The sequence below is a fragment of the Roseibium marinum genome (genome assembly GCF_002906165.1).
Taxonomy (GTDB): Bacteria; Pseudomonadota; Alphaproteobacteria; order Rhizobiales; family Stappiaceae; genus Roseibium; species Roseibium marinum.
Genome location: NZ_PPCN01000002.1, coordinates 459,832 through 478,342, shown reverse-complemented (window position 1 = coordinate 478,342; position 18,511 = coordinate 459,832). Strand labels below are relative to the sequence as shown.

17 protein-coding genes are annotated in these 18,511 nt (G+C 61.6%); 9 read left to right on the top strand and 8 right to left on the bottom strand.

Annotated elements, in window-relative coordinates:
- Positions 1 to 174 precede the first annotated feature (174 nt).
- Entirely contained in the window at positions 175 to 420 is a 246-nt protein-coding gene (locus CLV41_RS27950; protein ID WP_146048541.1) for a hypothetical protein, read from the top strand.
- On the opposite strand, the gene CLV41_RS09175 is transcribed toward CLV41_RS27950, so the two are convergent.
- The 6 genes from CLV41_RS09175 to CLV41_RS09150 form a co-directional block, all read right to left on the bottom strand.
- Positions 382 to 1,554 carry a thiolase family protein gene (locus CLV41_RS09175; RefSeq protein ID WP_328590036.1) on the bottom strand — a complete coding sequence of 391 codons (1,173 nt, stop codon included), beginning with the start codon at positions 1,552 to 1,554 and terminating at the stop codon, positions 382 to 384. The genes CLV41_RS27950 and CLV41_RS09175 overlap by 39 nt on opposite strands.
- Positions 1,551 to 2,999 (bottom strand): AMP-binding protein, encoded by a 1,449-nt coding sequence (locus tag CLV41_RS09170; protein WP_103221993.1) that lies wholly within the window; start codon positions 2,997 to 2,999, stop codon positions 1,551 to 1,553. The genes CLV41_RS09175 and CLV41_RS09170 overlap by 4 nt, the downstream gene beginning before the upstream one ends.
- A 37-nt stretch (positions 3,000 to 3,036) precedes the next feature.
- On the bottom strand, positions 3,037 to 3,621 hold the full coding sequence (locus CLV41_RS09165) for a biotin transporter BioY (RefSeq protein ID WP_103221992.1): 585 nt from the start codon (positions 3,619 to 3,621) through the stop codon (positions 3,037 to 3,039).
- Positions 3,622 to 3,739: 118 nt separating this feature from the next.
- Positions 3,740 to 4,348 (bottom strand): energy-coupling factor transporter transmembrane component T family protein, encoded by a 609-nt coding sequence (locus CLV41_RS09160; RefSeq protein WP_103221991.1) that lies wholly within the window; start codon positions 4,346 to 4,348, stop codon positions 3,740 to 3,742.
- Positions 4,345 to 5,121, bottom strand: coding sequence for an energy-coupling factor ABC transporter ATP-binding protein (locus tag CLV41_RS09155; RefSeq protein WP_103221990.1), 777 nt, complete (start codon positions 5,119 to 5,121; stop codon positions 4,345 to 4,347). The genes CLV41_RS09160 and CLV41_RS09155 overlap by 4 nt, the downstream gene beginning before the upstream one ends.
- Before the next feature lie 112 nt (positions 5,122 to 5,233).
- The gene (locus tag CLV41_RS09150; protein ID WP_208987393.1) at positions 5,234 to 6,643 is read right to left on the bottom strand and encodes an aminotransferase-like domain-containing protein; all 1,410 of its coding nucleotides are present in this window, start codon (positions 6,641 to 6,643) and stop codon (positions 5,234 to 5,236) included.
- A gap of 98 nt (positions 6,644 to 6,741) precedes the next feature.
- On the opposite strand from CLV41_RS09150, the gene CLV41_RS09145 reads away from it, so the two are divergent.
- Entirely contained in the window at positions 6,742 to 7,338 is a 597-nt protein-coding gene (locus CLV41_RS09145) for a LysE family translocator (protein WP_103221989.1), read from the top strand.
- 66 nt (positions 7,339 to 7,404) lie between these two features.
- Here the strand turns inward: CLV41_RS09145 and purU are convergent, their stop codons facing one another.
- Entirely contained in the window at positions 7,405 to 8,262 is an 858-nt protein-coding gene (purU, locus tag CLV41_RS09140; RefSeq protein ID WP_103221988.1) for a formyltetrahydrofolate deformylase, read from the bottom strand.
- A gap of 357 nt (positions 8,263 to 8,619) precedes the next feature.
- Here purU and CLV41_RS09135 point away from each other — a divergent pair, with 357 nt between their 5' ends.
- Positions 8,620 to 9,036 carry a YcbK family protein gene (locus CLV41_RS09135; RefSeq protein ID WP_103221987.1) on the top strand — a complete coding sequence of 139 codons (417 nt, stop codon included), beginning with the start codon at positions 8,620 to 8,622 and terminating at the stop codon, positions 9,034 to 9,036.
- A gap of 39 nt (positions 9,037 to 9,075) precedes the next feature.
- On the opposite strand, the gene CLV41_RS09130 is transcribed toward CLV41_RS09135, so the two are convergent.
- Positions 9,076 to 9,441: an ArsC family reductase gene (locus CLV41_RS09130; protein ID WP_208987392.1), complete on the bottom strand. Its 366-nt coding sequence runs from the start codon at positions 9,439 to 9,441 to the stop codon at positions 9,076 to 9,078.
- A gap of 247 nt (positions 9,442 to 9,688) precedes the next feature.
- Here CLV41_RS09130 and CLV41_RS09125 point away from each other — a divergent pair, with 247 nt between their 5' ends.
- From CLV41_RS09125 to CLV41_RS09100, 6 genes are all read left to right on the top strand, one after another.
- Positions 9,689 to 11,458 carry an adenylate/guanylate cyclase domain-containing protein gene (locus CLV41_RS09125; RefSeq protein ID WP_103221986.1) on the top strand — a complete coding sequence of 590 codons (1,770 nt, stop codon included), beginning with the start codon at positions 9,689 to 9,691 and terminating at the stop codon, positions 11,456 to 11,458.
- Positions 11,459 to 11,501: 43 nt separating this feature from the next.
- Positions 11,502 to 12,632: an acetylornithine deacetylase gene (argE, locus tag CLV41_RS09120; protein WP_103221985.1), complete on the top strand. Its 1,131-nt coding sequence runs from the start codon at positions 11,502 to 11,504 to the stop codon at positions 12,630 to 12,632.
- Positions 12,633 to 12,761: 129 nt separating this feature from the next.
- Positions 12,762 to 14,345, top strand: a complete 1,584-nt coding sequence (locus CLV41_RS09115) for an ABC transporter substrate-binding protein (protein WP_103221984.1) — start codon at positions 12,762 to 12,764, stop codon at positions 14,343 to 14,345.
- Positions 14,346 to 14,423: 78 nt separating this feature from the next.
- Complete coding sequence (locus CLV41_RS09110) at positions 14,424 to 15,398, top strand: ABC transporter permease (protein ID WP_103221983.1); 975 nt, start codon at positions 14,424 to 14,426, stop codon at positions 15,396 to 15,398.
- Positions 15,399 to 15,413: 15 nt separating this feature from the next.
- Positions 15,414 to 16,391, top strand: a complete 978-nt coding sequence (locus CLV41_RS09105; RefSeq protein ID WP_103221982.1) for an ABC transporter permease — start codon at positions 15,414 to 15,416, stop codon at positions 16,389 to 16,391.
- Positions 16,392 to 16,398: 7 nt separating this feature from the next.
- Entirely contained in the window at positions 16,399 to 18,120 is a 1,722-nt protein-coding gene (locus tag CLV41_RS09100) for an ABC transporter ATP-binding protein (RefSeq protein WP_103221981.1), read from the top strand.
- Positions 18,121 to 18,511 lie beyond the last annotated feature (391 nt).

The window sequence follows — 18,511 nt, the reverse complement described above, 5'->3', positions numbered from 1 at the left end:
AACCAAAACCAAAACACAAGTGCTCCGATAAAGGCTTCCCGCAAGGCCAACGCCGCCTACGCTTCCCTTCCTTCAAAATCAAATTGTCAATGAACAGAGAAACAAACGCTCTCTCGGATATACCCCAAACCCAGCGAAAACCATCCACACCCGAACCTTGCAGCCCGGAGCAAAATGTCCGATTTTCAGGAATTTAGAACAAAAAACCCTCTCGCCAGCGACGTTGCCGCCGTCGATGAGCCGCGTTATACGCACACCAATCACTACCGTCAACGGACAAATCCGAAAAAAATCAAAAAACCTGAAAATAATTTCACCGCGGATATTTTTTCGCGCAAATTCAGCCTGTTAGTCTTTATCCGCCTTTGCTCTTGCCTAGTCCTAAACAGGCCCGGCGCGAGCCTCGACAACCAGGCCTGAGGCCAATCCTCCAGCTGCCGCGATCAGCGCCATGCCACGGAAGCGGGCAATTTCCGGGCGGTCCCCGTACCGGAGCAGCCTTTCAAACAATTGCACCGCCAGAACGGCGCCCGAGGCACCGACCGGATGTCCGCGCGCCAGGGCGCCGCCAAGCGGGTTAAGCTTTTGCGGATCGAGCTTGAGCGTATCCGCCGTTACCATCGCCTGAACCGCATAGGCTTCCATCAGTTCGACCGCCGCGAGATCCTCAGGCATCAGTCCGAGACGCGCAAGCAGGGTTTCCGCAACGCCAATCGGTGCGAGCGCTGGAGTTGCCGGATCGCCTCCCGATCTCAGGCCGTCGGTAATCCGGAGGGCAGGCCGGCCGGCTTCCGCCAGACAGTCCTCAGCCATCAGCAAGACGGCGGCGGCACCGTCGGCCTCGCAGGCGATGGTCGCGGCGCTCAGACCGGTGTCCCTCGAACCGGCCAGAACCGGGGCACGCATCGCGGTCTTGAAGGAAAGGTCCCTCGTAAAGCTATCCCGGTCCGGACCGGTATCGCCCACCCGCACCAGTCTCCGGCGCAGGGTTGCGGCGGCTTCCGCGGCTTTGGCGTGCGAGCGCAGGGCGAATTCCGCCTGGGCACCGCGCGAGATACCCCGCTCCGCCGCGAGCCGCGCGGCGGCGTCCGCAAGATCCGGATCCTCATAGGGCGGCGGGGCAAAAGCGGGCCGGTCGTAGGCAACGGGCCGGGTGTCCGGCGGCTGCGGACGGTGCATGCGGACCGGCGCGCGGCTGAAACTTTCCATGCCGCCCGCCAGCACATAATCGGCCGCTCCGGCCTCGATCATGCGGGCGCCGAGCAGAATGGCGTCGAGGCCGGAACAGCATTGCGTATCCACGGTGAGCGCGGGGACGGAAGGCGGCAGGCCGGCGCGCAGGGCGGCAAGACGAGCCGGATTGCCGCCGCCATAGAGCGCATTGCCCAGGATAACGTGATCGATCCGGTCGAGGGGCAGCCCGCCGTCGGCAGCCAGCCGGGCCAGAACGGGCGCGGCCAGTTCATCCGCCTGGAAGCGGGAGAGAACGCCGCCGCGCGGCGCGATGGCCGTGCGTCTTGCCGCGGCAATGACAACCCGGCGTATTGCGCTCATGCGTCTTCCTTGCCTTCACCGTGAAGAAGATCGGAAACGACCCGCTGAATATCCGGTTTTCCCCCCGCGGTCACAGGCAGGTTTTCCCGAATATGGAATTTGCGGGGCACTTTTCCGGTGGCGAGACGGGCTGCGCAGTGACGCCGAAGAACACTTGCCGCATCGGGCAAGGGCCCCGAAAGCTGCACGGCCGCCTCCAGCCTGTGGCCACGGACACTATCGGGAAGACCGGCCACAACAGCCACTGCCACGGCGGGATGGTCCTCCAGAACCGCTTCGATCTCCTCCGGATAGACATTCAGTCCGCCGGTGATGATCATCCGGTTGCCGCGGCCGGTCAGAAACAGAAATCCGTCGCTGTCAAGATAGCCGTCGTCTCCAAAGGTCAGCCAGCCGTCCCGCCAGCGGGTCTGCGGTGCGTCGCCGCAGATATAGCCGGAAAACAACATGCCGCTCCTGACCCAGATGGGACCGGAGCGTCCAGCAGGCGCCGGGTCGTGCGGGTCGCCTATGACGAGTTGAACACCCGTTGCGGCGCGCCCGACCGAGCCCGCCGGAACCTTGTCGCGCGGTCTGGACACCGCGATGAAGCTGGTTTCCGAAGCGCCGTAGAATTCGATCAGTTGCGCTTTCGGAAAGACCCCGGCGAGCGCCGTCCGGTCCTTGTCCCGCCATTTGGCCCCGCTGGCGAGAACCTGGCGGACGGTATCGACCGGCCCGCTGCGGCGGGCCGCTTCGCAAAGATAGTGAAGCTGGGTAGGGGTTGCGTAAAGAACGGCTCCCGATCCGGCGCCGCCGAGTTCGCTCAGTACGGCGCGCGGATCGAAGCGATGCAGGAGGACAACCTCCCGGCCGCAGGCAAGGCCGCAAACAGCGCCGTAAAGGTGCAGGGAATGGGTCAGCCCGCCGGGAAGAACCACCCGATCGGCCCGAGTGACACCAAACGCCCGGTTGCTGAGCTCGAAACTCTTCAGCCAGGACCCGTGCGTGCGCACATAGCCCTTGGGCGCGCCGCTGGTGCCTGAGGTAAAGCCGGCATAAAAGAGGTCCGCCTCGCCCGGTGGTGCTTCCTGTGCCCGAGCGAGCCGTTCCGGCCGGGATTTGATCCCGCAGTCAGCCGCGAAACTCTTGTCGTCGATGCACAGATCCGGCTTGACCTCGCTCAGCGTGACGGATTTCAGGCCCTGCGGCCAGGCCGCATCCGCGACCACGGCGACCCGGCCGGTGCGGACGCAGGCAAAGAAGCAGATCAGCAGCGCGGTCGGGTCATGCAGGAACAACGCGATCCGGCCGCCGCGTGGCGCGCGGCTTTGAATATGACATTCAACCGCCTCGATGTCGCGGATTAGCTCCCGCCAGGTCCAGCCGGCAGCACCGCATTTCAGAGCGGAGCGTTCCGGCTTTTCCGTGGCGAAAGACGTCAGATTGTCGCCGACATAAGCCATGACGGAGCGTTTCCGAATGCGGTTCCCTTGAGCCGGGTCAATCGAATATCTTGTCGTTCACACCGCCCGACTTGCGAGAGAGAACGGCTCCCGGCAGGCCGCGGGCAACCGTCTGGGTGATCAGCGCGGCCAGCACCACCTTGACCAGATCGCCGGGGATGTAGATGACGCTGGCAATTGCCGCCTTCGGCAATGACAAGCCCGCCATGATCGCGACGCCCGGAACCCCGAAGGCGTAGACCACGACAATTCCTCCGATGGCCGCCGAGATTGCCGCCGCGGCAAGGATGTTCATGTCGGACGTTGCGCGCATGATCCATCCGGCGACGAAAGCGCCGACCGGAAAGCCGATCAGGAAGCCGACAGACGGCGTCATGAAGACACCCCAGCCGCCCCGACCGCCGGACAGGAAAGGCGCGCCGAGCGCGACCAGGAACAAAAACAGCAGAACGGCAAGCGCACCGCGAACCGGACCGAGCATCACCCCGGCCAGCATCACACCGAGCGTTTGCGCGGTGATCGGCACCCCGCCCATGAGGGGAATGGCCACCGGCGGCACCAGGCCGAGGGCGGCAATCAGGGCGGCGTAAAAAGCAACATGCACAAGAGACCGGTCAGTCATCTGTTTTTCCTTATTCTTGTTTGTCGGATCCGCAAGACCGCTCCGACACCGTGGTCATCCGCTGCCCGACAGCGCGGTTCACCGGCAAGGGCCGGATCCTGCCGGCGTATTTCCTCCCTCAGCCCTGAAGGCCCTCGGACCCGCCGCGTGCCTTCAGGGCTTCGGCTACATTATCCGACATGCGCAGCGATTGAACAGCAAAAGGCGCCAGCAGCCGCCAGGACGTCCTCGACCCCGTCCGTGCCTGCCAGGCTTCCCGCAGCATCGAAAAGACCTGCATCATGTGGGGTGCGAAGCGCAGGGTAAGCGCCACTCCCAGCGCCGGTTTGCGGGAGGACCAGCCGATCCATTCCAGGGGCAGGAACAGCGGCCGGACCGCTTCGAGCATATCGTCGAGACGGGTGGTCACCGAGACGAAATTCGCCGCCAGGAACATGACGACGAGGCGCAGCACCACGGCGACACCTTCCATGAGCGTGCCGGACAGCCAGTGCAGAACGACCAGAATCGCGAGAAACAGCGTCAGGCCGCGCAGCAGCTTCAGCTGTGCCAGACCTTCCCGGCCCAGGGACGCATAGAGTGCGACGACGGCGATCAGGCAGGGCAGGAAAATCCAGAGAGAGGCAACCTGGAACAGCAGCAGGCTTGCGAGCGCCACCGACAGAAGCTTGACGCCGGCGGGCGTCCGGTGCGCCCAGCTGTCGCCTTTCAGGTAAATAGAGATCAAAGGGCTGCGAGCTCCGCTTCCGTTCCCAGCCTGCGGCGGATATCCGCAGAATAGGCCGCCAGGACCTTATCAGGTTTTCCGTCCATGCGCAGGCGCCCGTCTTCCAGCCACAGTATCCGGTCGAAGCCGGACAAATGGCCCAGGTCGTGGCTGACCATGACGATCTTCTGGGGCAGGGACAGAAGTTTGTCGCGAATCCGGCCAGCGGCCAGCGCGTCAAGGCTGGTCATCGGTTCATCGAGAACCAGCAGGCGTGGCTCCATGACCAGGACGGCCAGAATGCAGATGAGCTGCTTCTGGCCCTCGGACAATTCGGCAACCGGACTGCCGGCCAGTTGCCCGCAGCCATGGCGGGCGAGAAACTCACGGGCGCGGGCGCGGCTTTCAGCCTTGGCGGCGCCGAGCTGCGTCAGTCCGAAGGCGATCTCTTCCTCGACCGTGGGAAAGATCGCCTGATGATCCGGGTTCTGAAAAACGAAGCCGACATGGCGCGGCAGTTCCGGCAAGGCCTGATCGCCCGGCGCGCCGAAAAGGCCGAGGCTGCCGGTGTCCGGTGTTCTCAGCCCGTTCAGCAACCTGACGAAGCTGCTCTTCCCGGACCCGTTCAGACCGATTACGCCGATCCTGTGCTCCGACAGGGTCAGGGAAAGCCCCTCCAGGATGCGCCGCCCGCCGATGGCGAGCCCCACCTCCCGGAACACCGCATAGGGGCTCGCGTCGGGATTACAGACGAGCGGTCTTTGTTTTCTGTTCTTTTTCGGCCAATACGCCATATCACCTCGTCGCGGGTCACTGCGTGGCGCAGTGGAGCGCACGGTTGCAATGCCCTTGTCGCGCCGCTTATTGACCGGCCCGTGCCTGTTGTCAAAGGCTGTCCAGGTGGGCTTAGCCTACCGGCCGGTTCAGCTCCGGCAAGTCGGCCAATTGGTCGATCGTCGCCCTGACCTTTCCAAGAGCCCAGCGGAAACGGTCTTCGGATGGTTCCGATCCGAAGGTTATGCGCAGATAGGGGGCCGGTGCATGATCCCTCACCTGAAAATATCGCGACGAAAGAACCGCCACGCCCTGGTGGCCAAGCGCGGCCTGAAGCGCATCCGGATCGACCGCGTCCGGCAGCCGCAGCCAGCCGAACACCTTGTCGGGATCACCCTGGAGAAAATAGGGGGACAGGAGATCCCGGGCGTTCAGGAACCGGACGCGATTGGCTTTCCGCTTCAGGCGCAGCGTCTTGAACAGATGCCCCTCCCGAACCCAGCCGGCGATCAGTTCGGCGGTGATCGGCGAAGCCATCCAGGTGCTTTCGCCGATCTTGTTGCGGATGCTGTCTCCGAAAGAGGCCGGCACATGGACAAAGCCGATCCGGCTGCCGGGAGAACAGACCTTTGAAATGCTGGCGATCGAGGCGGTCCGTTCCGGGGCGAGCGCACCGAAAGCCGGCAGCGTTTCCGGCAGAAAAGGCGTATAGGGATCGTCCTCGACGATCTTGATGTCATGGGACCGCGCCACCTGGACGAGATCCTGCCTTTCCTCCACAGACATGGTGTGCGTTGTCGGATTTTGCATGTTCGGCATCAGGAAGACGCCCTTGACGCCATGGGTTGCCGCCGCCCGGGCGAGCGCCTGCGGATCCATGGCGCCGAAACCACCGTCCGCGCGCCGCAGGGCGGGAAGCGGAACCGGTTTCAATCCGATGCCCGCAAGGGAACTGAAAATCGACGGATAGGTGAAACGATCGACGGCAATGGCGTCGCCCGCCCTGAAGAGGGCCTGACAGGTCACCTGGATGCCGTGCTGCGCGCCGCAGGTGACGGCGACACGGGCCGGGTCGGCGTCAAGGCCGTAGTCCTTGAAGACGAGAACCCCGGTTTCGCGGTGAGCTCTGAGGCCTTCGGATGGCACGAAGCCGTTCAGCCGGTCGATGCCGACTGTCCGGGACATGCGCACCAGCCCGTCGGACAGGCTCGGATTGAGATGCGGATAGGCGAAATTGCGGGCCAGATCGACGGCTTCCGGCTCTTCTTCCCTCGGGATCAGGGGCGAGACCTTCTGTTTTTCCGGTGCGACATAGGTGCCGCGGCCGGTCTCGCCCTTCACCAGCCGGCGCCGTTCCGCCTCGCCATAGGCCCTTGTGATGGTGCCGAGGGTCACGCCCAGCCGATAGGCCAGTTCCCGTTGCGGTGGCAACCGGTCTCCCCGCGCCAGGGCGCCGGTGCCGATATCGGCTTCCAGCGCATCCGCGATTGCCAGATAAATCGGGCCCTGCGCCGCCTTTATGTCCGGTATCCACATTGTCATGAGGACAATGTTATCATTGACGAATACAATTTCTCAAGACAATTGATATCTCCGCCAATTTTGTATCGATTGTATCGATAACTATCCGGAGATACCCCATGGATCCCGCCACATTTCTCGCCTTCGCGGTTTTCGTCATCGTGATGACCGGCACACCGGGTCCGGGAAACCTGACCTTTCTGGCGATCGGCGCGTCCGCGGGCTACCGCACGGCGTTCCCGGTCATCGTCGCCTCCCAGATCGGGTCCCTGCCGCTGAAGCTCAGTGTGGCCTACGGTCTCGGACATGTGTTGGCAGGTGGCGGACCGATCGTCACGATCTTCAAGGTGCTGAGCATGGCCTATATGACCTATCTCGCATGGCGCATCGTTTCCCTGAGCGTCAGGCCGAAGGGTGAGGTGGCCCTACCGAGTTTCTGGGAGGGGTTGCTGATCCATCCGCTCAGCCCGAAAACCTGGGCGATGAACCTTGTGGCGTTCTCGACCTTTCTGGCCGGGAACACCTTGAGCGTTCACGAAAACGCCCTGATCCTGGTCGCCGGCTTCACCCTGGGCGGCTTGGTGTTTCATTCTCTCTGGGCGCTTGCCGGCGTGTCCATCCTCGCCGTGATCGGCGACGGCCCTCTGATGCGGGCGATCACCGTTTCAATGGCCGTGGCGATGATCGCCGCCACGCTTTGGGCGCTTGTGCTGTAAAGGTCCGGGTTCTCCGGCAAAAAAAACGGGGCCAGTCCCGTTCGGGTGCGGCGGACAGGCTCAAGCTTACGGGGTGAAGACGATCGTCTTGTTGCCGACGATCATCACCCGGTTTTCCAGGTGGTATTTCACGGCTCGGGCGAGCACGCGCGCTTCGATGTCCCGGCCGCGGGCGACGAAATCCTCGGCGGACAGGGCATGGCTGACCCGTTCCGCATCCTGTTCGATGATCGGCCCCTCGTCGAGATCCGGCGTGACGTAATGCGCCGTGGCGCCGATCATCTTCACGCCGCGCGCATGGGCCTGATGATAGGGCTTCGCGCCCTTGAAACTCGGCAGGAAGGAGTGGTGAATGTTGATCACCTTGCCGAACAGCCGCTTGGAAAGAGTGTCGGACAGCACCTGCATGTAGCGGGCGAGCACCACCAGATCGGCACCGGTTTCCTTGACCAGTTTCAGGAGCTTGTCTTCCTGCTCGGCCTTGTTTTCCCTGGTCACCGGCCAGTGATGGAACACAATGCCCTCATGTTCGGCCGTCCGCCGTCCGTCCGCGTGGTTGGAGACGATGGCCACGACCTCGGCATCCATCCAGCCGACACGGATCTGATAGAGAAGATGCAGCATCGCGTGGTCGAATTTCGACACCATGACGATCACCCTCGGCCGCCTGGCGGTGTCGACCAGTTTCGCCTTCATGTCGAACCGGCTGATGACCGGATCCAGCGACTTCTGGACACTTTCCAGCGTGACGCCTTCGGGGGCCAGGATCGCGATCCTGAGGAAAAACTGATTGGTGACCCGGTCCCAGAACTGGTCGCTTTCGGCGATGTTGGCCCCGAAATCCGCAAGTTCCGTCGTCACGGCGGCCACAATTCCGGGCTTGTCCGCGCATGACAGCGTCAGAACGAATAGGCTGTCGGGCATGTTCTTCAAGTCTCCAAATTATCCCGGGACCCCTGCCGGCCTGCGCCGGTCGTCGAGGCCGTATTCTTCATCAGCTTCGGCAACAACGTGACCCTGTAATACCGGCACCGCGGCATGAAAATCCGACAGAGGCCGATAATTGCGGCCCGAACCGGGACGGGCATAGCGGATCAGACACCGAATATGCATCCAATTGCAGCGGCCTACCGGCAAGCGGTTGCAGCGGACCGGACACGAGACAGAAACTTTCCAATTCCTTGGCCGTTAACCACGTTTTTCATCACAATTTTAATCAAATTGCACGAGCCTTGGCGTGGGGGACGACATCGCAATCAGTTTCGACAAGGCTTGCCCGTCATGCGTCAGCGCCTCATCGCCTGGATCGTATTTATCGGATTTTCCGTCACGCTCGCCGGCTGCGGCACCGTTGCCGGCGTTACCGGCATGGGCTGGATGACCGCGTCTCACAATTCGATCGATTATGACGACAGCTCCTGGTGCGTGCCACGCAAGCTGAAAAAGGTGCTCAACCGTGTGGCCAAGCGCTATGGCCGCGTCACCGTACATTCCACCAAACGCTGGTGGCTGGAAAACTGGTGGAAGGGCGGCGCCAAGAGCTCCTATCACCTGAACTGCCGCGCGGTGGACTTCTCCGTTGCCGGCAACCCTTCATCCGTCATCGCCTATCTGAAGGGTCAGAAGGAGGTCGGCGGCTACAAGCACTATTCCTCCGGCCATTACCACATCGACACCGGTCCGCGGCGGACCTGGTAACACCGGCTCCATCTTACACACACGTCCAGCCCTGCACCTTTATTTCAACTCGCCCAGTTCCAGCGCCATTTCCCAGGCAACGGGATCGAAGCCGATGAAGTTCTTCGTCTCTCCCTCGACGATCGGGCGCCTGATTGCCGAGGGATGCTCGATCATGACACTGAGAGCGCTGGCGGCATCGACGACGGCGTCCTTGGTCGCATCATCCAGTTTCCGCCATGTGGTGCCGCGCCTGTTCAACACGGTGTCCCAGCCGAACTCCCCGACAAAAGCCGCCAGCTTGTCCGCGTCCACGCCGTCCTTGCGGTAGTCGTGAAACGCGTACTCCATCCCGGCCTCCTCCAGAAATTTACGGGCCTTCTTGACGGTGTCGCAGTTCCTGATGCCGTAGACCTTCATGATCATTTCTCTCCGTGCAAATGTCCTGCCGGACAGTTGCGTCTGACGGATCGAGTTTCAAGCACCCGGAAAGACTTTCCACCATTGCGGTCCCGCACCGGGTTGACCGGACGGGGCTTCCGCGCCACTGATCCTCGTTCGATGACCTGACAAGCGTCTCTTTCTTTGCAAACGGGCCGCATTGCTGCATTCATGCGGTTCGGCCTGCCTGCGGGAGGCGCCTTCAAACCGGCATGGATGCCTGGAGATCTCTATGAGCGTGCCCGGATCTGCTTCCATTCCCGTCAAACCGGCATCCCGGCAGGCCGAGGCCAGATCGCGGCCAGGGCTGGGCAACTGGCGCCAGCGTCTGCGGCTGTGGAGCGGGCTGGTCCTGTTTTCTTTTTGCCTAAGCCACTTTCTCAACCACGCCCTCGGCATCATTTCCGTCGAGGCGATGGACAAGGCTTCGACCTGGCACTACTGGGTCTGGCGCAGCCCGTTGGGTGAAGCGCTCCTTATCCTCGCGGCGCTGACCCACGTGACGCTCGCCCTGTGGCGGACAAGCCGGCGCCGGACCCTGAAGATGTCACGCTGGGAATTCAGTCAGCTGGCGCTCGGTCTTTACATCCCCTGGTCCCTGATCCCGCATGTCTCCTTCACCATGGGCGTCGCCAGGGAATTCGGTTTCGCGCCGGTCTATTCGCAGATGCTGACCATGCTGTGGCCCGAAGGCGCCCTGAGCCAGTCCATCCTGTTGCTGGTGGTCTGGTTCCACGCCATGATCGGACTGCATTTCTGGCTGAGGCTTTATCCCCTCTATCGGCGCCTCCTGCTGCTGGCAGCGACTTTTGCGGCGGCCGTGCCGGTGCTGGCCCTGTGGGGCTGGATCGAAGGGGCCCGGCGCCTGGCCCTCACCCGGGACATCGCGGTGCAGGTCACGCCGGAACAGCGTCTTTGGGCCCAGGACCTGGCCCTGCAGCTCAGGGCCTTTGTTTTCGGCCTCATATTGATAAGCCTTCTCATCGTTCTGATCCGCTACCTGGTTCAGCGCTTCGCCTCCGGCATTTCGGTCACCTATCCCGGTGGCCTCAAAACCCGCGTGTCTCCGGGTCCGACGCTTCTGGAGATGAGCCGGATGAAAGACATACCCCACGCGGCCGTCTGCGGTGGCCGGGCGCGCTGCTCCACCTGCCGGGTGCGTATCCTCAAGGGCAGCGAGACCCTGAGCGAGCCCGGAGCAGCGGAAGCCGCCGTGCTCACCAGGATTGCGGCGGGGGAAAATGTGCGTCTGGCCTGCCAGATCCGTCCCAGGGGAAATATCGAGGTTCAGCCCCTGGTTCCGGTGAGGGCTGCGGCCGGCTCCACCCGGCACCTTCAGGATGCCTATTTCTGGGGGGTCGAGCAGGTGGTGACGGTGATGTTCGTCGATCTGCGCAATTTCACCCGCATCACGGAGTCCCACCTCGCCTATGATGTCGTGCATCTTCTCAACAGCTATCTCGATCAGGCCTCGGCAGCCATCCGCGCCGAAGGCGGTTATGTCGACAAGTTCATCGGCGACGGCATCATGGCCATCTTCGGTATGGACTGCGATACCGCGACCGGAGCCCGTCAGGCACTCGGGGCCAGCAAGCGTATCGAAAGCGTCATGAAGGCCCTGGAAGCGGAAAAGGGACCGCAATTCCGCGATCCGATCCGCCTCGGGATCGGGCTGCATCTGGGTCCGGCCATCCTGGGCCGCATCGGCGCTGCGGGAACCGACGGCACGCGGGGCGGCCTGACCGCGCTCGGCGATGTGGTCAACACGGCCAGCCGGCTGGAGACGGAAAACAAGATTCACGGCAGTTTCCTCGCCGTTTCCAAAGCCGTGATCGATGCGGCGGAAGCAGAAGTTTCCGGCGCGGAGACGTCGGAAATCAAGTTGCGGGGCAAGGAAATCGCCTTGCAGATATTCACGATGATCAGCCTGGACGGCCTTTATGTGCCTGATGCCAGGATGGGCACCGCGACTCGCGGCAAAGGCGCCGCAGCTATCCGATGAAAAGCCTGGAGAGAACGTGAGCCAGTTCCGTACGCCGCGAGCCATGCTGAAGAAACTGATCTCGTTCAATACGGTTTCAGACCGCAGCAACCTCGCCCTGATCGACTTTGTCGAGGAATACCTTGCCGGTCTGGGCGTGACATCGGTCCGGGTTCCGAACGGTGACGGCACCAAGGCCTCGCTTCATGCCAGGGTCGGCCCGGCGCTCGACGGAGGCGCCGTTCTGTCGGCGCACACGGATGTGGTGCCCGTCGAGGGCCAGAACTGGTCACGGGACCCTTTCACCGCCTGGGAAGCCGACGGACGGCTTTACGGGCGCGGCGCGGCGGACATGAAGGGATTTGCCGCAACGGTGCTTGCGAAGGTGCCGGATTTTCTGTCCGCTGATCTCAAGAGGCCGGTGCACATCGCGCTGTCCTATGACGAGGAGACAGGTTGCACCGGTGTCTCGCCACTCATTGAGGACATGCTCGCACGGGGACCAAGGCCGGACCTCGTCATCGTGGGCGAACCCACACGCATGAAAGTGGTGACCGGACACAAGGGAATTGTTGTTCTCAAGACGAGTATCCGCGGTCACCCGGTGCATTCCAGCCGGTTGCACAGGGGCGTTTCCGCTATTTCGGCGGCGGCGAAACTGATCACGTGGCTGGACGGCAAGACCGCGGAGAACAAGGCCAGGGCCGAACCCGGCTGTCCCTTCAATCCACCCTACACGACGCTTCATTGTGGCGTGATCCAGGGCGGGCAGGCCCACAACATCACCGCGGAATATTGCGAATTCGTCACAGATATCCGCATCTTGCCGGGGGAAAGTGTGGAAGACTGGGTCGCTGCTTATAGATTATTCATCGAGCGCGAGGTCCTGCCCGATATGCGGGCGATTTCTTCGGAATGCCGGATCGGTGTGGAGGAGATGGCGAATGTGCCCGGCCTCAAGGAAGAAGACAACGGCCGGGCCGAAACGCTCGCGCGGCGCCTGACCGGCGATAACGCCCGCAATGTGGTGGTCTACGCGACCGAGGGCGGTATCTACCAGAACCACGGGCTTTCAACGGTCATCTGCGGGCCGGGATCCATCGACCAGGCTCATCAGGCGGACGAATTCATCGAACTTGCCGAATTGGACCGGTGTGCCGCGTTTTTAGACAGACTGACAGCAGGTCTGGCGTAAAATGACTGTTGAACCGATTTGAACTCAGTCAGTTACAGTGCCATAGTTCCATCCTGCAGGGCAGGTGTGCAATCGCGGGATGAGCTGCCGTGCCCGGATTGCAGTTCGGGAAACCGGAAAGAGGGGAAAATGAACAAGAAATCATTTGTGATCGCCGCAACATTATATGTGGCGGGTTCGTGGTCGGCTGTTCAGGCTGAAACACTGAAATTCGCCTTTCAGGGCACGTTGAACGCGCTGGATCCGTACAGCCTCAATGAAACCTTCACATTGTCGTCACTTGGTAATGTCTATGAGGGGCTGACCCGGAGGGGCGCCGATCTGGCGATCGAACCCGGTCTGGCGGAGCGCTGGGAAATCATCGATCCGAACCGGTGGCGGTTCTACCTGCGCAAGGGTGTCAAGTTCCATAACGGCAGCGATTTCACGGCCGAGGATGTCGCGTTTTCCGTCGACCGCGTCCACTCCGAAGGGTCCGATCTGAGCACCCGCGTTCCGGCCGATGCCAAGGTCGAAATCGTGGACGATTACACAGTCGATTTCGTCCTGACCGGCCCGAACCCAATCCTGCACTATGAGTGGGATACGTTCTACATAATGGACAAGGAATGGACGACCGAAAACGACGCGGTCAAGGTGACGTCCGCCTCCGACACCGCGGCGAACTATGCGGCGCTGCATGCCAACGGCACCGGTCCGTTCAAGATCGCCAGTCACGAAGCCGGCGTGAAAACCGTCTTTGAAAAAAACGATGGCTGGTGGGATAAGCCGGCACACAATCTCGATACGGTGGAGTTCACGCCGATTTCCTCCGACGCCACCCGGGTCGCCGCACTTTTGTCCGGTGAACTGGACATGGTCTATCCGATCCCGGTTCAGGACATCAAACGCGTCAACGACAATGCTGGCACCGTAGCGCTGACCGGACCGGAGCTGCGGACCATTTTCCTCGGCATGGACCAGATGCGCGACGAACTGCTCTACTCGGATGTGAAGGGCAAGAACCCGTTCAAGGATGCCAGAGTCCGCAAGGCCTTTTACCAGGCGATCGACATCGAAGCGATCAAGAAGAAGGTCATGCGGGATCTGTCGACGCCGACCGCCATCATGATCTCGCCGTTCCTGTTCTCCAAGGCGGGTGAGTTCGAACGCTATCCGTACGACCCGGAAGCATCCAAGGCACTTTTGGCGGAAGCCGGTTATGCTGACGGTTTTTCCGTCGGCATGGATTGCCCGAACGACCGCTATGTCAACGACGAAGCCATCTGCCAGGCGGTTACGGCAATGCTGGCGCGGGTCGGCGTGAAGGTGAATCTCAACGCTCAGCCGAAAGCCAAGTATTTCGCCAAGATCCTGGCTTCAGGCGGCTACGACACGTCCTTCTATCTGCTCGGCTGGACGCCGGGATCCCTCGACAGCTGGAACGTGCTCGACAACCTGATGAACTGCCGCGACGAGACCGGTGCCGGCTCGCCGTTCAACAATGGCGGTTTCTGCGATGCCAAGATCGACGAATTGACCGATCAGATCCTGGTCGAGATCGATCCGGACAAGCGGGACGACCTTATCGCCGAGGCCTTCAGGATAAGTCATGACAACGCCTACTACCTTCCGCTTCACCAGCAGGGTCTTGCCTGGGGCGTTTCGGACAAGGTCCAGCTCATTCAACGTGCCGACAATCAGTTCAAGTTCCGCTTCGTGACCAAGAACTGACGCCGCTGCTTCCAACTCCACGTCCCCGCCCGAAGCCCGGGCGGGGACGTATTTCATGTTCCGATGTAAAGAGCCGATATGATTGGTTTCGCGACGCGCCGCTTCGTACAGGCGATGATTGTCATGCTGGTGGTGGCGCTTCTGTCCTTCACCATGTTCCGTTTTGTCGGCGACCCGGTCAACCAGATGGTCGGTATCGAGACCTCACTTGAAGAACGCGAATCTCTGCGGGAGCGGCTCGGGCTGAACGACCCTATCCCCATTCAGTTCTATCATTTCCTGTCCAAGGCGGTGCGGTTCGACTTCGGCACCTCCTACCAGTTCCGCCAGCCCGTCTCGGACCTTTTCGCCAAACGCATTCCCGCGACGCTTGAACTCAGCTTCACGTCGGCGCTGTTCGCTCTGGTTGTCGGCATTCCAATGGGCATCTTCGCGGGTCTCAACAGGGAATCGCCCGTCTCCAAACTGTTTCTTTCGGTCTCCCTCATAGGAATATCCCTGCCGACATTCTTCATCGGGATCCTGCTGATTTTCCTGTTTTCCGTGACGCTGCAATGGCTGCCGAGCTTCGGACGCGGAGAGACCGTGCAGATCGGGTCATGGTGGACCACCGGTTTCCTGACGGTTTCCGGCCTGAAGGCCCTGATCCTGCCCTCGATCACGCTCGGTCTCTACCAGATGACCCTGATCATGCGACTGATCCGCGCCGAAATGCTTGAGGTCATCCGCACCGATTACATCAAGTTCGCCCGCGCCCGTGGCCTGCCGGACCGGCTGGTCAATTTCCGACATGCGCTCAAGAACACGCTGGTTCCGGTGGTTACCATCACGGGTCTTCAGCTCGGGTCGATCATCGCCTTCGCGACCATCACCGAGACCGTGTTTCAATGGCCGGGTATGGGACTGATGTTCCTGCAGGCGGTGCAGAATGTCGATATTCCGATCATGTCGGCCTATCTGCTGCTGACCGCCTTCATGTTCGTGGCGATCAACTTCATCGTCGACATTCTCTATTTCCTCATCGATCCGCGCCTGCGGGTCGGACGGCCGTAAGGGAGACAGCAAGCCATGCCCACCGTCTCCAACGAAGAAGCCAAGGCCGCGGTCCAGGACCGGAGCGGAGCGCAACCCGCTCCCGGGCGCATGACCAGGATCCTGGACAGCGACTTCTTCCATGCCTTTCTGAGGTCAAAGGTCACGGTCGTGGCTGCCTGCGGCACGCTGATCCTGTTTCTGCTTGCCTTTCTGGCGCCTTGGATCGCTCCGCACGACCCATTCGATCTGGCCTCCATATCGATCATGGACGCGCGCGTCCCACCGGTCTGGATGGACTATTCCGACCCGCGCTTCGTGCTTGGAACCGATGACCAGGGACGGGACCTTCTCTCCGGCATCTTCTACGGGATGCGCATCTCGCTGATCGTCGGCTTCTGTTCGGTGTTCGCCGCCGCCATCATCGGCATAACACTGGGTCTGATCGCCGGTTACATGGGGGGCCGCATCGATGCGCTCATCATGCGCATCGCCGATGTCCAGCTCACCTTCCCGGCCATTCTGATCGCGCTGCTGATCGACGGCGTCGCGAACGGCATTTTCGGGTCGCTCGACCGCGACATCTTCGCTTTTTACATCCTGATCGTGGCGCTTGCCCTGTCCTTCTGGGTTCAATATGCCCGCACCGTGCGCGGGTCGACCATGGTGGAGAAAAACAAGGAATATGTTCAGGCCGCCCGGGTGATCGGCCTTCCTTCCGTCATCATCATGGCGCGCCATATCCTGCCGAATGTCATGGGCCCGGTGATGGTGATCGCCACCATCAATCTCGCGCTTGCCGTCGTCACGGAAGCGACGCTGTCCTTTCTCGGTGTCGGCATGCCGCCCACCCAGCCGTCCCTCGGCACGCTGATCGCGATCGGCAATGATTTTCTCTATTCCGGCGAATGGTGGATCGCGATCTTTCCCGGTCTCGCCCTGGCCCTGCTGGTCCTGAACGTCAATCTTCTGGGCGACTGGCTGCGCGACGCCCTCAACCCGAAACTGCGGTGAGGGCGATATGAGCGTGCTTGATATCAGGGATCTCACGGTTGAATTTCCGGGCCGGAAATCCGTCTTTGTCGCCGTCGACGACGTCAGTCTGAGTGTCGAAGCCGGAAAAATTCTCGGTGTGGTCGGGGAGTCTGGCGCCGGGAAATCCACGGTCGGCAATGCCGTAATCGGGCTGTTGCAGGAGCCGGGCCACATCGCCGGAGGCGAGATCTTCCTGCACGGCCAGCGCATCGACCGGCTGGCCTACAAGCAGCAGCGCCTGCTGCGGGGCCGCAGGATCGGCATGATCTTTCAGGACCCGCTGACCTCGCTCGACCCGCTGCAGACCGTCGAATCCCAATTGGTGGAAACCATCCGCACCCATCTGCCGCTTACCGGCAAGCAGGCGCGGCAGCGGGCCGTGGAGCTGATCGACGCGGTCGGCATCCCCGACCCGGAAGAGCGGATCGGACAATATCCGCATCAGTTTTCCGGCGGCATGCGCCAGCGTGTGGTCATCGCCCTCGCCCTGTGCGCGGAACCGGAACTGGTGATCGCCGATGAACCGACAACGGCCCTCGACGTCTCGATCCAGGCGCAGATCCTGGAGCTCATGAAAAAACTCTGCGCCGAGCGGAACGTCGCCATGATGGTGATCACCCACGACATGGGCGTCATCGCCGACATCACCGATCATGTCGCGGTGATGTATCATGGCAGACTTGTGGAATACGGCGAGACCAACCAGGTTCTCGGCGCGCCGGAACACCCCTACACGCAAAGCCTGATCTCCGCGGTGCCGCGGCCGGATATCAAGGTCGACCGGTTTCCGGTCGTGAACTACATCGAGGCGGCGGGCACGCCGCAGCGGCAGATCGATATTTCCACCCACTGGCTCGGCAAGGCCCGCGACTTCAGCGCGGTTTCCGGTCCGCTCGTGCGCATCCGGGACCTCGACATGCGGTTCGAGACGCGGGGATCGATCTTCCCGTCCAGACGGAAATACTTCCAGGCCGTCAAGAAGGTCAGCTTCGATATCGAGCAAGGCGAGACTTTCGGCCTTGTCGGCGAAAGCGGCTCGGGCAAGTCGACCATCGCCCGGCTGGTCACCGGCCTTTACCAACCGACCAGCGGCACCATCCTTTTTGGCGAAACGGATCTCACATCGCTGAAAAACCGCCGGGACGTGCTGGCGATGCGCCGCCAGATGCAGATGATCTTCCAGGATCCCTATTCCTCGCTCAACGCACGCATGCGTGTCAGGGAGATCATCGCCGAACCGATCAGATTCCATAAACTTGCCTCCGGCAATGCGGAGGTCCGCCGGATCGTCGACGATCTACTGGATCATGTCGGCCTCGGGACCGCTGCGGGGCAGAAATACCCGCACGAATTTTCCGGCGGGCAGCGCCAACGCATTTCCATTGCCCGCGCGCTTGCGACCCGGCCGCGCTTCCTGATCTGCGACGAGCCGACTTCGGCGCTCGATGTCTCCATCCAGGCACAGATTCTGAACCTTCTGAAAGACCTTCAGGAGGAACTACGGCTGACCATGCTGTTCATCAGCCACGATCTGGCGGTGATCCGGCAGATGTGCAACCGCATCGGTGTCATGCGCCACGGCGAATTGTGCGAGGTCTCCGGGTGCGACCAACTGTTCGAAGCGCCGCAGCACGCCTATACACGCGAACTTCTGGATCTGATGCCGTCCATGGAGCTGCTGTCGCGCGCCAATCTGGAAAGCGCCTGACCCGAAGGTATGGCGATGTAAGTCCCTGACGATGAGTCTTTTTTCGGATTCTTCCGAGTCGCACGGTTGACTCGGGCAACCACCCTGATTCCCGGTTTGGCGCCGGCCGATAACCACAATGGAGTCCGGGCCCGGCAAATTTTGCCTCCTCCCGGCCCCGCGGTTTCTTCGGCTTAGAAATACTTGCACGCGTTTCTGCGAAGCGGCAATCAAACGGTGGGTTTCACAGCGTGGGCAGGTCCGCGCCCGGGACGCAAGCAGTAAGTGACATCATAAAAAGGGAGGGCTGTTAGGCCCTCCCATCAATATATCACACCCCGAAATAATATCTGCCCAACAGGCAACTTAAGATGAGCCTTTAAATACAGCAGGCTCTGAAACTCTTTACATA

Coding starts and splice junctions, on each gene's coding strand:
- CLV41_RS09135 (WP_103221987.1), top strand. CDS start 8,620: ATGCGTCAGCGCCTCATCGCCTGGATCGTATTTATCGGATTTTCCGTC.
- CLV41_RS09130 (WP_208987392.1), bottom strand. CDS start 9,441: ATGATCATGAAGGTCTACGGCATCAGGAACTGCGACACCGTCAAGAAG.
- CLV41_RS09145 (WP_103221989.1), top strand. CDS start 6,742: ATGGATCCCGCCACATTTCTCGCCTTCGCGGTTTTCGTCATCGTGATG.
- CLV41_RS27950 (WP_146048541.1), top strand. CDS start 175: ATGTCCGATTTTCAGGAATTTAGAACAAAAAACCCTCTCGCCAGCGAC.
- CLV41_RS09100 (WP_103221981.1), top strand. CDS start 16,399: ATGAGCGTGCTTGATATCAGGGATCTCACGGTTGAATTTCCGGGCCGG.
- CLV41_RS09150 (WP_208987393.1), bottom strand. CDS start 6,643: ATGACAATGTGGATACCGGACATAAAGGCGGCGCAGGGCCCGATTTAT.
- CLV41_RS09125 (WP_103221986.1), top strand. CDS start 9,689: ATGAGCGTGCCCGGATCTGCTTCCATTCCCGTCAAACCGGCATCCCGG.
- CLV41_RS09170 (WP_103221993.1), bottom strand. CDS start 2,999: ATGGCTTATGTCGGCGACAATCTGACGTCTTTCGCCACGGAAAAGCCG.
- CLV41_RS09105 (WP_103221982.1), top strand. CDS start 15,414: ATGCCCACCGTCTCCAACGAAGAAGCCAAGGCCGCGGTCCAGGACCGG.
- argE (WP_103221985.1), top strand. CDS start 11,502: ATGCTGAAGAAACTGATCTCGTTCAATACGGTTTCAGACCGCAGCAAC.
- purU (WP_103221988.1), bottom strand. CDS start 8,262: ATGCCCGACAGCCTATTCGTTCTGACGCTGTCATGCGCGGACAAGCCC.
- CLV41_RS09175 (WP_328590036.1), bottom strand. CDS start 1,554: ATGAGCGCAATACGCCGGGTTGTCATTGCCGCGGCAAGACGCACGGCC.
- CLV41_RS09155 (WP_103221990.1), bottom strand. CDS start 5,121: ATGGCGTATTGGCCGAAAAAGAACAGAAAACAAAGACCGCTCGTCTGT.
- CLV41_RS09110 (WP_103221983.1), top strand. CDS start 14,424: ATGATTGGTTTCGCGACGCGCCGCTTCGTACAGGCGATGATTGTCATG.
- CLV41_RS09115 (WP_103221984.1), top strand. CDS start 12,762: ATGAACAAGAAATCATTTGTGATCGCCGCAACATTATATGTGGCGGGT.
- CLV41_RS09165 (WP_103221992.1), bottom strand. CDS start 3,621: ATGACTGACCGGTCTCTTGTGCATGTTGCTTTTTACGCCGCCCTGATT.